This is a genomic window from Paenibacillus nanensis (assembly GCF_003583765.1).
GTDB lineage: Bacteria > Bacillota > Bacilli > Paenibacillales > Paenibacillaceae > Pristimantibacillus > Pristimantibacillus nanensis.
In genome coordinates this window covers 59837-74234 of sequence record NZ_QXQA01000017.1, presented here as the reverse complement: position 1 = coordinate 74234, position 14398 = coordinate 59837, and the positions used below count along the sequence as shown (strand labels likewise).

The 14398-nt window shown below is 51.4% G+C and carries 12 protein-coding genes; 9 read left to right on the top strand and 3 right to left on the bottom strand.

The annotated features are described in order from the left end of the window. Positions 1-10: 10 nt before the first annotated feature. Positions 11-646, bottom strand: coding sequence for a GNAT family N-acetyltransferase (locus D3P08_RS22070; RefSeq protein WP_119602290.1), 636 nt, complete (start codon positions 644-646; stop codon positions 11-13). 211 nt (positions 647-857) lie between these two features. Here D3P08_RS22070 and acsA point away from each other — a divergent pair, with 211 nt between their 5' ends. Then, complete coding sequence (gene acsA / locus D3P08_RS22065; RefSeq protein ID WP_119602289.1) at positions 858-2582, top strand: acetate--CoA ligase; 1725 nt, start codon at positions 858-860, stop codon at positions 2580-2582. Between the two features lie 109 nt (positions 2583-2691). On the opposite strand, the gene D3P08_RS22060 is transcribed toward acsA, so the two are convergent. Beyond that, complete coding sequence (locus D3P08_RS22060) at positions 2692-5796, bottom strand: transglycosylase domain-containing protein (RefSeq protein WP_119602288.1); 3105 nt, start codon at positions 5794-5796, stop codon at positions 2692-2694. 247 nt (positions 5797-6043) lie between these two features. Here D3P08_RS22060 and D3P08_RS22055 point away from each other — a divergent pair, with 247 nt between their 5' ends. Continuing rightward, a complete protein-coding gene (locus D3P08_RS22055) occupies positions 6044-6577 on the top strand; it encodes an NfeD family membrane protein (RefSeq protein ID WP_119602287.1) in 534 nt (177 codons plus the stop codon). Between the two features lie 15 nt (positions 6578-6592). Next, positions 6593-8122 (top strand): flotillin family protein, encoded by a 1530-nt coding sequence (locus D3P08_RS22050; protein ID WP_240647706.1) that lies wholly within the window; start codon positions 6593-6595, stop codon positions 8120-8122. A gap of 55 nt (positions 8123-8177) precedes the next feature. Here the strand turns inward: D3P08_RS22050 and rpsD are convergent, their stop codons facing one another. Continuing rightward, the gene (rpsD, locus tag D3P08_RS22045; RefSeq protein WP_119602286.1) at positions 8178-8777 is read right to left on the bottom strand and encodes a 30S ribosomal protein S4; all 600 of its coding nucleotides are present in this window, start codon (positions 8775-8777) and stop codon (positions 8178-8180) included. A gap of 361 nt (positions 8778-9138) precedes the next feature. Between rpsD and D3P08_RS22040 the strand changes: the two genes are divergently transcribed. From D3P08_RS22040 to D3P08_RS22015, 6 genes are all read left to right on the top strand, one after another. Further along, positions 9139-11034 carry a sensor domain-containing diguanylate cyclase gene (locus D3P08_RS22040; protein ID WP_119602285.1) on the top strand — a complete coding sequence of 632 codons (1896 nt, stop codon included), beginning with the start codon at positions 9139-9141 and terminating at the stop codon, positions 11032-11034. 144 nt (positions 11035-11178) lie between these two features. Further along, positions 11179-11898 carry a hypothetical protein gene (locus tag D3P08_RS22035; protein WP_119602284.1) on the top strand — a complete coding sequence of 240 codons (720 nt, stop codon included), beginning with the start codon at positions 11179-11181 and terminating at the stop codon, positions 11896-11898. Positions 11899-11990: 92 nt separating this feature from the next. Continuing rightward, positions 11991-13106, top strand: coding sequence for an aminopeptidase (locus D3P08_RS22030; protein WP_119602283.1), 1116 nt, complete (start codon positions 11991-11993; stop codon positions 13104-13106). 103 nt (positions 13107-13209) lie between these two features. Next, positions 13210-13452, top strand: coding sequence for an HPr family phosphocarrier protein (locus D3P08_RS22025; protein ID WP_119602282.1), 243 nt, complete (start codon positions 13210-13212; stop codon positions 13450-13452). A gap of 132 nt (positions 13453-13584) precedes the next feature. After that, the gene (locus D3P08_RS22020; RefSeq protein WP_119602281.1) at positions 13585-13878 is read left to right on the top strand and encodes an Fpa/YlaN family protein; all 294 of its coding nucleotides are present in this window, start codon (positions 13585-13587) and stop codon (positions 13876-13878) included. A gap of 135 nt (positions 13879-14013) precedes the next feature. Next, the gene (locus tag D3P08_RS22015) at positions 14014-14394 is read left to right on the top strand and encodes an Asp23/Gls24 family envelope stress response protein (RefSeq protein ID WP_119602280.1); all 381 of its coding nucleotides are present in this window, start codon (positions 14014-14016) and stop codon (positions 14392-14394) included. Positions 14395-14398 lie beyond the last annotated feature (4 nt).

The window sequence follows — 14398 nt, the reverse complement described above, 5'->3', positions numbered from 1 at the left end:
TGTGTGCGGCTTAATACATGAATCGATTGCGGAATCGCACCGTATCAAACTTCTCGATCGAAGAGAGCGGCACTTCCTTGCCGATACGCACCATTAAGCAATTAGCGGGGTGCGAGCAGATTTCCGGATCGTCCGTTGCGTACCAGATCATGCCCGCCGATTTCATCAGCTGCTCCATCATCTTGCGGTAATCCCATATGCTCAGCCCGGTTCCGTCGAGATCCCAGTGCCAATAATATTCCGTCGTATAGACGATCATGTTCTCGAGCTGTTCTTCCGCGAAGGCAAGCGCGATAAGCCGTTTGCCAAGTCCGTAGGAGCGGTATTCATTCGCTACTTCGATCGCGCCAAGCTCGATTAAATCCTTCATTCCGCCTTCGGACCACCGTTCCATTTCATCCGGATAATGGAAGGTGACATAACCGACGATTTGCTCCTCCTCGCGGGCGATAATAATACGTCCTTCTTCCAGTCCGGCGATCTCGATGAGGGCCTCGTGCTGGTCCGCCGGGCGCCTGAAGGCGTCCAGCTTAGGGTGCATCGTATAAGCTGCCAGTTGATCGGGGGGGACAGGACCTTCCAGCACGATCTCGCGATTGTCGCGCGTGAGCATCACGTCTCGCTGCATCCGTTTGCGGTGCTCCATTCATATGCTCCTTTCGTCAAAGCTGTCGGAATTATTTTTAAAGATGATCGATTCTTGCTATAAAATGATTGATTCTTCCTATTCTTTATAACAAATAATCAAAAAAATGAAAAGCGTAGTCGAATGGAAAAGGGTTGTGTTATAATGATAGAGATGAATTGAAAGCGCATACCTAAACCAGGTTTTACAGATTTGATGGGAGAGTGATAGTATGATCAACTTGCATCAAGAGCGAGTACCGGCAACAGCGGCAAATCCGAATTTGAAAAATTACGAAGAAGCGGCGGCATCCCATTCATGGGAGCAAGTCGAGCAGCAATTCAGCTGGTATGAGACGGGGAAGGTGAATATGGCTTATGAAGCCATCGATCGCCATCTCGAGCTAGGGAAAGGTAATAAAATCGCGCTACACTACAGTGACAGTGAACGGGATGAATCGTATACATTCGAGCAGCTCAGCAAGCAGTCGAACCGTTTCGCCAATGTGCTCCGTAAGCTCGGAATCGGGAAGGGCGAACGCGTCTTCATCTTTATGCCACGCACTCCCGAGCTTTATGTAAGCGTTCTTGGGACGCTGAAGATCGGAGCGGTGGTCGGCCCGCTGTTTGAGGCGTTTATGGAAACTGCGGTTAAGGACCGGCTGCAGGACAGCGAGGCTGTCGCTATCGTAACAACGCCGGCGCTGCTGCACCGGATCAAGCGTGACGAGCTTCCTGCGCTCAAGCATATTATCGTTTTCGGCGATAACGTTTCTAACGAGGAAGGAATCGTCAATTACAAGGAAGAGGTGAGCCAAGCTTCGGAAGAAGCGGAAATCGAATGGCTCGATCGGGAAGACGGACTTATTTTACATTATACATCGGGTTCGACTGGAAAACCAAAGGGCGTTTTCCATGCGCAGAACGCGATGATTCAGCATAAGTATACCGGGCAGATCGTCCTCGATTTGAAGGAAGACGATATTTACTGGTGTACGGCCGACCCGGGCTGGGTTACGGGCACGTCGTACGGTATTTTTGCGCCATGGCTCAACGGCGCGACGAACGTTGTGCGCGGCGGCCGTTTCAGTCCGAGCGATTGGTATTCTGTCATCCAGAAGTATGGCGTTACCGTATGGTACAGCGCGCCTACCGCCTTCCGCATGCTGATGGGGGCCGGCGACGATTTGACGAAGCAATTCGACCTGTCCAGTCTGCGCCATGTGCTTAGCGTAGGCGAACCGCTAAATCCGGAGGTTGTAAGATGGGGAATGAAGGTTTACAACCAGCGCATTCACGATACCTGGTGGATGACAGAGACGGGCGGGCAGCTTATCTGTAATTACCCTAGCATGGACATCAAGCCCGGCTCGATGGGCAAGCCGATTCCAGGCGTCCAAGCTGCAATAATCGACGATAACGGGAACGAGGTTCCTCCGTACCGGATGGGCAATCTAGCCGTACGCGTGCCGTGGCCGTCGATGATGCGCAAAATTTGGAACAACCCTGCTAAATATGAGGAGTACTTCCGTTTGCAGGGCTGGTATGTGTCGGGAGACTCCGCTTATATGGACGAAGACGGGTATTTCTGGTTCCAAGGCCGTATCGACGATGTGATTAACACCGCCGGAGAGCGCGTCGGACCGTTCGAGGTGGAGAGCAAGCTCGTTGAACATCCTGCAGTAGCGGAAGCGGGGGTTATCGGCAAGCCGGACCCAATGCGGGGCGAAATTATTAAAGCGTTTATCGCGCTCCGCGAGGGCTTCGAGCCGTCGGAGGAGCTGAAAACGGAAATCGCTCAATTCGTGAAGGTCGGCTTGTCTGCGCATGCTGCCCCAAGAGAAATCGAGTTCAAAGATAAGCTGCCGAAAACGCGCAGCGGCAAGATCATGAGAAGGGTGCTGAAGGCATGGGAGCTTAACCTGCCGACAGGTGACCTTTCCACAATCGAAGACTAACTGAGTGTTAGCCGTCATGTGTTCATCGAATGGACCATGACGGCTTTCCCTTTTGGTAAACAAAGAAGCTTACCCGAAATTATTTCGGATAAGCTTATTTTTGTTGCCTTTATTCGACTGTGATTACTTCGGAAGGCAAGGACACGCCGACGCTATTCTCGGCCGTTACTTGATAGCTGCCCTTTGCCATTGGAGCCAAATGCTCGTAGCTCGTTTGCGAAGTCGTCGCGATCTTCTCATAGTTGCCGTCGTTGGCAGCGCTGTAGTAAACATGGTACTGCGTAACTTGATCCGATACCGGGTTAGCCGCCCAGCTGAGCAGCACACTGATGACGGTGCTTTCGGCTTGCAGCCCTGTAGGCGCGGACGGTGTCGCAGTCGCGCTGCCTTCGCTGCTGCCGTTTTGATTGCCCTGACCGTCGCCTGATCCGCCGCCAGGCTGTCCCGGCATACCTGGCAATCCTGGAAGCGTGGAAGGATTGCCATAGTTGACAAGCGCGCTTTGCGGAGACTCTTGGCCGATGACATCAACAGCGGCGACATAATAGGACGCGGCTTCATTAGCGGCCGCTTTGAAGCTGAACTTATATTCGTCACCGAAGTGGATGGACTCGCCGAACTTGACATAAGCGCCTTGATTCACCGATTTATACAAGCGGTACCCGACGATATCAGGCGATTTGCTGTCTGTAAAGGTAATCGTCACATCTCCGTTCGGAGTAGCGGCAAGCTTCACATCATTCGGCGGCGCCGGCAATGCTCCGTCATCGACGCGCGGGTCTGTCTTGGACGGCGCGTCGTTCTTTGCGTCTGCAGGCACATATATACTGAGCGGTCTTCTTTTGTCCGCGGGCAGCTTAGACTGCGCTGCTTTGATTTCATCCATCAACACATCAAGAGGCTTTTTGCGTTTTATGACAAGCTTCTCTTTCGTCATATCCTCCGGCGTTTGCGGATTCGGCACGTAGTTGATGCCTTCGTAGGTTACATATCGCATGTTGACCAAGGCATCGTCCGTCTTCTTCGGAATGTAATCCTTATTGAACCAGTCCGTTACAAGCATGCCGGCCGATTTCGTAAGATCCGAAGGAAGCAGGCCGCTTGCTTTGGATACGGTCGCTTTCACGACGCCTTCCGGCTGGGCGAAAGCATCCGTTACGAACAGTTCAGGCTTTTCTTCCGTCAGCCTGTTCATAATAAGCGTCCAGATGGAGCGCGCCCGCGTCCGTCCGTTATTGGACAAGGAGTTGATCTGCTCCTCGTAGCCCGCCCACACGCCTAGCGTCACATCAGGCGTGAAGCCCATGAACCATACGTCGCCGTAGCTTTGCGTAGTACCGGTTTTGCCTGCTACCGGAATTTTACCGTATTGGTTGAATTGCTTCGCTACGCTATGTCCGGAACCGTTCGGATCGGAGATGACGGTTCGCAGCATATCCGTCATCAAGAACGCCGTCTGCTCAGAGAAAACGCGTTTTGGCTGGCTTTTGTGCTCATAAATCACTTTGCCGTTCGCATCGGTAATCTTCTCGATCATATAGGCGTCTTCGAATACACCTTGATTCGGGATTGTGCCGTATGCGTTGGTTAACTCCTCGACCGATACGCCGACGCTTAAGCCGCCGATAACGCCGGTTTGCGCATATGAATCCTCCGGCTGCAACGTCGTAATGCCGAGACTTCTTACAAATTCCCAAGCCGCGTCGATCGTTACGTCGTCATTAAAGATCTTTAACGCCGGAAGGTTCAATGAGCGGTTCAATGCTTCGCGGGCCGTTACGAGACCCATAAATTTGTTCGTCACGTTCATCGGGATATGAAAGCCCTTCTGTCCGTCCTTCATCACGATAGGGGCATCGTCGACAATGCTCGCCGGCTGGATGATCCCTTTCTCAATCGCAGGCAGGTATGCCGCGATCGTCTTCATCGTAGAGCCTGGCTGACGGATCATTTGGGTGGCGAAGTTCATCTGCTCCTCGTAGAAGTCCCGGCCTTCCAGCATGCCGATGATCGCGCCCGTCTTATGATCGATCATAACGCCCGCAATTTGCTCCAAACCCTTCTCCTCGCTGTAAGGCGTGAAGTTTTCTTCGTTGCTGGCAATTTCCCGCATAATCGTGTATACGTCTTTGTCGATCGTCGTGTAGACGTGATAGCCGCCGCGAAGCAGCTGCTCACGCGCTTCTTCAATGAGAGGCGCATTTTCTTTCTTCCGCAGATCGGCTTTCGTCAGCGTCGGATCCTCCTGCATCAGCAGCACTTCCGCTGCTTGGCGTTCGGCCTCCAGCATCAGATAGGGGTATGTCGTATACGCCTTTTCGCTTGGCGGAGCGAGGGATGAGCGAATATCGAATTTGACCGCTTCATCATATTCCTGCTGCGTGATGCGTCCTGTATCCAGCATACGGCTTAGCACGAATTGCTGGCGCTTCATCGCGCGTTCGAAGCCGTCCTCGTTGAAGTCGCCGGAACCGTTAAATGCGTTGTACAACGAAGGCAGCTGCGGCAACCCGGCGAGGTAAGCGGACTGCGCGATATTTAGCTTGCTTAGGTCCGTAATGCCGAAAATGCCTTTGGCGGCCGCTTTAATGCCGAATACTTGATACCCGTTAGAGCCGTTGCCGAACGGCATTTTATTCAAATACGCCGCCAGTATCTCTTCCTTCGTCAAATAGCGTTCCATCCGAAGGGAAAGGAATATTTCCTTGATTTTACGGCTATCCGTCCGGTCCAAGCTGAGGAATACGCGCCGCGCGAGCTGCTGAGTCAGCGTGCTTCCGCCCGTTTGCGTATCTTCATTGAAAAGCTTTTGCTTGACCGCGCGGCCAAGACCGTTGATGTCAACGCCTTCATGCTCGAAGAAATTATTATCTTCCGTCGCAAGCAGCGCGTTAATGACGGATTCCGGAATTTCTTCGTATGTAACGACAATCCGGTCTTCATCGGTCCGGAGCTGGCCAACGAGGGAGTCGTCCTTGAAATAAACGTAGCCCGTCTCGGAATATTCTCCGACTTTGTTCTGGATAACGGTTTGAGGCCTAATCTCCTCATCCTTCACCAGCGCGGCAACGTAACCGGTAACCGCTCCTCCTGCCAACAGTCCAAAAAATATGCCGAAATAAACCATCCATTTCAACGTTATTAATGATATCAGTCCGAATAATCGCCATTTGCTGTAGGTTTTTGATGACGACGGTTGTTGCTCCTCTTGCATCCTATAACTCCTCCTCCAAAATAGCATTTATATTATAGCATAAAACCCCGAGTGGTACATGTGTCCTGACTTCAGGGGGATTCGAGAAAGAATAGGTCTTTCATTCTAGACGCAAAATGGCTAAAAAATGTTCTGCACGCATAAAGGATTCGAGAATGGCTTGAGTTTTCGGAACGTTTTGCGAAAATTGGCGTATAACCTTTCGTGTTGGTATACAGGATATGGCTGAAAAGAGAGGAGGAGGAAAATGGAGACGGTTTATATGACATGTCTGATCGGCGGAGTTTTGTACGCGATTGTCAGCGTTATTTTTGGAGACTGGATCAGTCAAGCGCTTGACGGCATGTTTGATTTCCTGTCGCTTGACGGCCCTTCCTTTCTGCAGCCGATGACGCTTGTAGGCGGGATTACCATTTTCGGCGGAGCGGGACTTTTGTTGGAACGCTACAGCGGGTTGTCCTGGACGATAATCGCGCTGCTTGCGTTGCTGATCGCCATAGCGGGAGCGGTAGCTGTTTTCTTCTTATACGTACGGCCGATGGAAAACAGTGAAAATTCGATCGCCTTTACGCTTGGCTCGCTCGCCGGTTCGCTAGGCGAAGTCATCGTCCCGATACCGGAGCAGGGCTGCGGCGAGGTGTTGGTGAAGGTCGGCGCGGGGAATACAAACCAGATTGCCGCCAGCTACGAGGAGAAGGCGATTCCGTCTGGGTCCCGAGTCGTGGTCGTTGAGGTCCGGGAAGGCGTCCTGTATGTTTCAGAGGTTAACTTAGACATGTAGAGAGGAGAAATGAGAATGCAAGAAGTATTGATGGTTCCATTGATTGTGGTTGGCGTGCTGGTTGTACTGGGGCTCGCCTTCTGGGCGCGCTACAAAACTGTCAGCCCCGACGAGGCGATGCTGGTCACGGGCTCGTTCTTAGGCAGCCGGAATACGATGGTTGACGAGTCCGGCCGGAAAGTGAAAATTATTCGAGGCGGCGGCGCGTTTATCCTTCCCGTATTCCAGAAGGCGGAGTTTCTATCGCTGCTGTCGCATAAGCTCGACGTTTCGACGCCGGAAGTATACACCGAGCAGGGCGTGCCGGTGATGGCGGACGGTGTCGCAATTATTAAGATCGGCGGCGCGGTAGAAGACGTCGCGACGGCAGCGGAGCAATTCCTCGGCAAGCCGACGGAAGCGCTCAAGGGCGAAGCCCAGGAAGTGCTGGAAGGTCACCTGCGTGCTATCTTGGGTACGATGACGGTCGAAGAGGTTTACCGGAACCGGGATAAGTTCGCCCAGGAGGTACAAGGCGTAGCGGCTAAGGACCTTAAGAAAATGGGTCTGCAAATCGTTTCCTTCACGATTAAGGATTTGCGCGACAAACACGGTTATTTGGACGCCTTAGGTAAGCCTCGTATCGCAGCGGTGAAACGAGATGCCGAAATCGCGGAAGCGGAAGCGGTGCGGGATGCGAGAATCCAGAAGGCCCTTGCCGCTGAGGCGGGGATGAAGGCCGAGCTGCTGCGTGATACGAATATCGCCGAAGCGGAGAAGGATAAAGAAATGAAGGTAGCCTCCTTCAAGCGGGATCAGGACACGGCCAAAGCCGAAGCCGATCAGGCGTATGCCATTCAAGAAGCTAGAGCAAAGCAAAGCGTCGTGGAGGAGCAAATGAAGGTCGAGCTCGTGCGCAAGGAACGTGAAATCGATCTGGAAGCGAAGGAAATTCTCCGCCGCGAGAAGCAGTATGACGCGGAGGTGAAGAAAAAGGCCGACGCGGACCGCTATGCCGTCGAGCAGGCGGCGGAAGCCGACAAGGCGAAACGTCTGCGCGAGGCGGATGCGCTGCAATACCGCATCGAGGCCGAAGCGAAGGCGCAAGCTTCGCAGAAGCGGCTTGAAGGTCTTGCTGTAGCCGAAGCCGAACGCGCCAAAGGTACGGCAGAAGCCGAGGTCATCCGTTTGCGCGGTCTCGCTGAAGCGGAAGCGAAAGAGAAGCTGGCAGAAGCCTTCTCCAAGTTCGGAGAAGCGGCCGTTCTCGATATTATTGTCAAGATGCTGCCTGAGCTTGCGGGCAAGGTAGCCGAGCCGATCAGCTCTATCGACAAGTTGACGGTCGTTGACACCGGGAACGGTGAGGGAGCGGCAAGACTTAGCAATTATGTGACATCCTTAATGGCCACGGCTCCTGAAATGCTGAAAAGCGTTTCCGGAATCGATGTGAACGCGCTCGTCAAAGGTTTAACAAGCAAAGCGGTCGCGCCGCATGTCAAGGCTTCCGAGCTTCCCTCAATCAACGCGGGCAACGAGAAGATAACGGCTATTCAACCAGGCGAATGAGAGGAAAGAAAAAAGCCTTGAACCATACGGTTCAAGGCTTTTGCCGTTAAGCGGATTAACGGCTGTAGAATTCGACGATTTGTCTTTCGTCGATCTCTTGGCTGAGCTCGGAACGGTCAGGCAGGCGAACGTACTTGCCTTCCATTGCTTGCTCGCTGAATTCCAGGTAGTTCGGAAGGTGATGACGGCCTTCCAGCGCTTCCTTAATGGATTTCAGACCGCGGCTGCGCTCGCGCAGACCGATTACGTCGCCAACAGCTACTGTGTAAGAAGCGATGTCGACTTTCTTGCCGTTTACAGTCACGTGACCATGCGCAACCAGCTGACGAGCGCCAGCGCGGGAGTTCGCGAATGCAAGACGGTAAACGAGGTTGTCCAGGCGGCTTTCAAGCAGAGCCATAAAGTTCTCGCCGGCTTTACCTTTCATTTTAGCAGCTCTGTCGTACAGGTTGCGGAATTGCTTCTCGTTCAAACCGTACATGTGACGAAGCTTTTGCTTCTCTTGCAATTGAACGCCGTAGCCGCTCAGCTTTCTGCGTTGGTTAGGGCCGTGCTGTCCCGGAGGGAAAGGGCGCTTCAAGTCTTTGCCAGTTCCGCTCAAGGAAATGCCCAGGCGGCGGCTCAATTTAAATTTAGGTCCTGTATAACGTGCCATGTGTCGTATAAACTCCTTCATCAAATGTTATTTTGAGAATGGGGTTGTATTGCGCGGAAAAACGCTCTGCAGATGAATCAACATCTCTGTCAAGCACTTCAGCCGCTGGCCTGACAGTGAACGTTATCCTGAGGGTGACACAAAACCGTACGCCCATGTTTTCAACAATTAATATTATAGGAGTTACAGACGAAAAGTCAAGAAAAATGCTCGCGAATACAGCATCTGGATGCAAATTGCTCAAAAAGCGTCTAAAGTCCTATAAAATGGATGAACGCTAGTGCAAAATCCTTAAAAATAAAGTATGATAATAGAAACAAATGTTGTCCCTTGCGAAAGATAGGAAAGGGTTTGATGCTGCATGGTTAATGAATGGAAGGCGGAACATCCCATATGGTTTGCCAATGAAGATATTCATGATGCGGACGAGCCTTACCTCCCGGCGCTGTTGGAAGAAGGATTTGCTTTATGGTCTCGTGAGGCAGGCGGGCTGGACTCTTTTTGCACGGGACATTACGGCATTTATACGAAAGACGCGGCTTGCTGCGGAGCGACAGGTCGTGAAAGCCTTCGTGATGACGATGAAATCGGCCAGGCGGCTCGTTCGGCTGCGCTGTCAGCCGTCGAGAACGATGCGTTCAGCAAGTACAGCTCCGAACGCTTTGAAGCGATCGCCGTTCCTGTTCGCCGCCGTTCCGATCATATCATATTCGCAGTATTCGTCTATATCACAGCGATAAGCAGCGTCTCGAACAGGCAAGAGCTAGAAGCGGCAGCGCTCCATTTCAGAAGCTGCTTCTATCGCGCTTTCGAGCAGATGTATGTGAAGGATCTAATTATAACGCAGCAGCGCGCGGATAGGGAAGCGAGCCGCAGGGACGCGCTGTTCCTTGCAGCAAGGCGGCTGTACGACCAGACCGACGTCACCTCGATTTTGGAGGAGATGCTGCGAAGCCTGGCAAGCCTTTATCCTAGCTCCGAGGTTCATCTCTATCTTTCTCAGGATTATGTCGAAGGAGATCCGCGGATCAAGCCGCTCGTATTCAAAAATACGGCGCATGACATCGTGGCGCAAGCCTTTTTGGACGGCAAGCCTGCTACGGAGCATGACCGCGACGGCCAGATCCGTCTCGCTGTGCCGATGACGGGGAAGCAAGCCGCATACGGCGTGCTTTGCATTACGATCTGTCGCGAGAAATGGGATGAATCCGATATTCCCGCTTTTCTGCTGATAGCCGGCACGGCGGGCACAGCGTTCGAAAACGCGAAGCTGTACGAGCAGTCGAATCTATTAATTAACGAGCTTCGGCTTATTAATGAAATGACGAAACGGTTGAATCAGTCGCTGCGGTTGAAAGAGATATTCAAATTCGCGACGAAGGAGCTGCTTTCGATTTTCGAAGCAGACTATTGCTGCGTGCTTCAGCTCGATAAGTCCACTAATCATTTTGTCGTAAAATCCAGCAACATTCCCGATATGGCAAGCGAGCAATTTTCTCCGGAATACGGTTTCTGCGGCATCATCTACCGGACGAAGGAGCCGCTCATTATATCCGATTATTGGAACACTCGGGTTGTGACGTCCAAGCTGATGGACAATACGGGCTCGAGATCTCTGATTGCAGCGCCGATTTTCGGGGATGGCGAGGTAGTCGGGGTTATTCTGGTTACGCATAAAATTCCGAATTTTTTCTCCTACGAGAACTACAAACTGCTTCAAGTCATGAGCACTCATATTGGTCTTGCTGTTACGAATGCTTCGCTGCACGCGGAAGTGCGCCGAATGGTGATTACCGATAATTTGACGGGGCTGCACGCAAGGCATTATCTGGACGAACAAATTCAGAGCAGGCAAAGGAAGGATTTGTTCGGATCCCTTATTTTAGTTGATATTGATTTCTTCAAACGCATTAACGACACGTACGGACACCAAGTGGGCGACCGGATTCTAATTCAAGTGAGCCAAATTATCTCTTCATCTATTAGGCATGGAGATATCGCGGCAAGATGGGGCGGCGAAGAGCTGGCGATTTATTTGCCGGGCATCCGGACGGAGCAAGCGCTTCGTATCGCGGAGCGGATCCGCAAACAGGTGGCGGATGAAACGGATCCCTCGGTCACTGTCTCCTGCGGCGTTTCCGAGTGGACGTTCGACAATGACAAAATCAGCGTGGAATCGTTATTCTATCGCGCGGATATGGCCCTCTACGAGGCGAAAAACAAAGGCCGAAACTGCATTATCGTAGGTGAACACTAAAGCTGACGAAGGCGCCCGCCAGGGGCGCCTTTTTTTGTTTAAATAACGGATTGGCAGTATAAACCCTGTTGCGAATAGAGACGATAGAGGCATAGGCTTTTCAAGTTCGTATGGCTTCGCAAAACATTTGAGGAGGGAATAAACATGCGCGGTATACGCCATGCCGTGAAGCTTACCCTCACCATGGCAGGGTTGGCTGTTATGATGGGCTGCACAGGAGCTGCGCCGAATCGATCGCCGGAGGAATGGCTTAGTTTGTCTTATTCGGGACTGGCGGCGATGGATCAATATTCCTTTGCAGGCTCGATGCAAATCGGAATGGGAGAAGGGGTCATGCTGCGGCCGAAAATGTTCGAGGGAAACGTTGTCAATCATCATCAACTGACGATTCAATCGGAGCATCAGGATCCTCTTTATTGGAATCCGGTAGAGGTGTTGAAAGCGTTAAATCAATCCTATGAAACGGTCGAAATGCTGCCGCTGAATGAGGGCGAAGCAAGCAATAAAGAGATCATTGCGATTCGGGTCAAGGAGAAAGAGGCTGCCTCCAAAAAACGTTGGTCAAGTGCGCTTCGCCGCGAAATGGAGCAGTTAACGGGCGGAATCGAGCAGGGGAATCACCCGAGCATGACGAAGCGCATGGAGCTTCTCGCGCAGGCCAATAAGGAATTGGATGATATGCTGAGCACTCTAAACGTCGTGACCGAATACGACATTACAATCGACAGGCAGAGAATGCTCCCGCTCAAGATGGAGGAACGCACATTATTTGATTATACCCGAAAAAACCGGCCGATTAGGGAGAATAGACAAACCACGGTGCGCTTTGAAGCATTTGACGGCGCCTCTGTGCCTGTCCAATAAGTGCAAACTGCTTACATTCATGATACGATGGGAAAGCATAGGCAAATCATGCTAACCACTTAGAATCATAAGACAGAAGGAGAAGATTCACGATGCGTGATCCAAGACTGAAAAAGCTGGCGCAAAACCTGGTGCAGTATTCGATTGATGTACAGCCGGGCGAAAACGTCCTGATCAATATGATCGGCGAAGAAAAAGAACTCGTAAAATGTTTAATCGAAGAAGTTGCGAATCGCGGAGGACGTCCGTTTGTGGAAACGAGCGACCGTTCCGTTCTCCGTACGATGCTTATGCATGCGACTCAGGAGCAAATCGAATTGTGGGCTTCGCTAGATTTGGAAAGAATGAAGCAGATGCACGGCTACATCGGCGTAAGATCGGGAGATAACGTCAATGAGCTGTCGGATGTGCCCAAAGATAAAATGCGGCTCTATGAGAGGCTGTACAGCAATCCCGTACATAGCGAGCAGCGCGTGAAAAAAACAAAATGGGTAGTTCTCCGTTACCCGACGCCGTCTATGGCTCAGCTTGCGAATATGAGCACGGAAGCGTTCGAAGATTTTTATTTCGATGTTTGCAATTTGGATTACGCCAAGATGGAGCGCGCGATGGATCCGCTTAAAGCGCTGATGGATCGTACGGACAAAGTGCGAATCGTCTCGCCGGGAACGGACATCACGTTCTCCATCAAAGGCATCGGGTCCAAAAAATGCTGCGGCCACCGCAACATCCCCGACGGCGAAGTATTCTCCGCGCCGGTGCGCGATTCGGTTAACGGCACAATCACCTACAATGCGCCAAGCGTATATTCCGGCGTGACTTTCCAGAACATCGCCTTAACGTTCGAGAACGGCAAGATTGTAAAAGCGGAAAGCAACGATACGGAGCGCTTGAACGAAATTTTAGATACGGACGAAGGCGCGAGATACATCGGCGAATTCGCAATCGGATTTAACCCGTATATCTTGCACCCTATGAACGACATTTTATTTGATGAAAAAATTGCAGGCAGCCTGCATTTTACGCCGGGTCAAGCGTATGAAGACACCGACAACGGCAACCGTTCCGCCGTTCACTGGGACTTGGTGCTGATCCAGCGGCCGGAATACGGCGGCGGAGAAATCTATTTCGACGACGTGCTCATTCGTAAAGATGGTATATTCGTGCTTCCGGAGCTAGAGGGGCTAAACCCCGATCACTTGAAATAATTACAAATGAAGCGTTTTTTTCTCCAAACCTCTTGAACGATGTTAGGTTTCGGGTTATCATGATGACAGGAAAGCTTTACTAATTTATCTGGAGGGATTCCCCATGTCCAATAACGCAGCAATTGTTGAAATTTCCCAAGCGGCAAGCCAATTTACTTCGTCTATCGTACTTCAAGCAGATAACAAATATATCGATGTTAAGAGTATCCTTGGACTGTTCACGACACTGGTTGGCGGCCACTCCTATGAGCTGCATGTACATGGCCCGGATGCGGAAGAAGCGAAGAAGAAGATGTCCGAAGTATTCGCGAAGCATAACCTGAACGTAAATGTTATTTCTGAATAATAAGAAGATTCAATAAGCGCTTCTTCCCGCCGGGAAGGAGCGCTTTTCAGTTTTGTCCTTGTGTATTCCTTTTTTTTCGTCTAATATAAAAGGGATAGGAAGATGGCGGTTACGCGCACAGGGGGGAGAAGAATGTCTGCACCGGAAATCACCGATCTATTGCAAGAGCGAGCGCTTCGACTTCTTCAAGAGGACGCGAGTAAGATAGAGAAGTTGATTGAAGTACAGATGGAGAATTTGACGACGCGTCAATGTCCGCTGTATGAAGAGGTTTTGGACACACAAATGTACGGCTTTTCGCGCGAGGTTGATTTTGCGGTACGTGCGGGCTTGCTCTCGGAATCGGCGGGGAAAGACATCGTCAGCCGATTGGAACGCAATTTGGCCGTTTTATATGAAGCTTTGGATCGCAAAGCGCAAGGGTAGTCTCTTTTCAAAGGAGGCTGCTTTTTTTTATTTAAAAAGAAGGATTCCGCGGTCATTCAACAGCTTGGGTATTCTTGCTTCGCGCACTCCGTTCTATTACAATAAGCATATATGGCAAATTGAGGAGTGGATGACATGACCGAAGACCTTCAAACCGGCATTATCCGTATTTCAGACGACGTAGTTGCAACCATAGCGGGACTTGCGGCACTCGAGACGCCAGGCATAGCGGCAATGTCAGGCGGCATCTCAGAAGGACTTGCCAAACGGCTCAGCGGTAAAAACGTACAAAAAGGTGTATCGGTCGAAGTCGGTCAAGTGGAAGCGGCGATCGATCTGCGCATTATCGTTCATTACGGCATTCCGATTCAAGAGGTGTGCCGCCAGCTGCAGCTCAATGTTCGCGAATCCGTCGAGAATATGACCGGACTGCAAGTGGTTGAAGTTAATGTGAAAGTGGAAGGCGTCGCGTTCAAAGAAGATGAACCGGAAGAGACGCAGTACCGATTGAAGTAAGCTT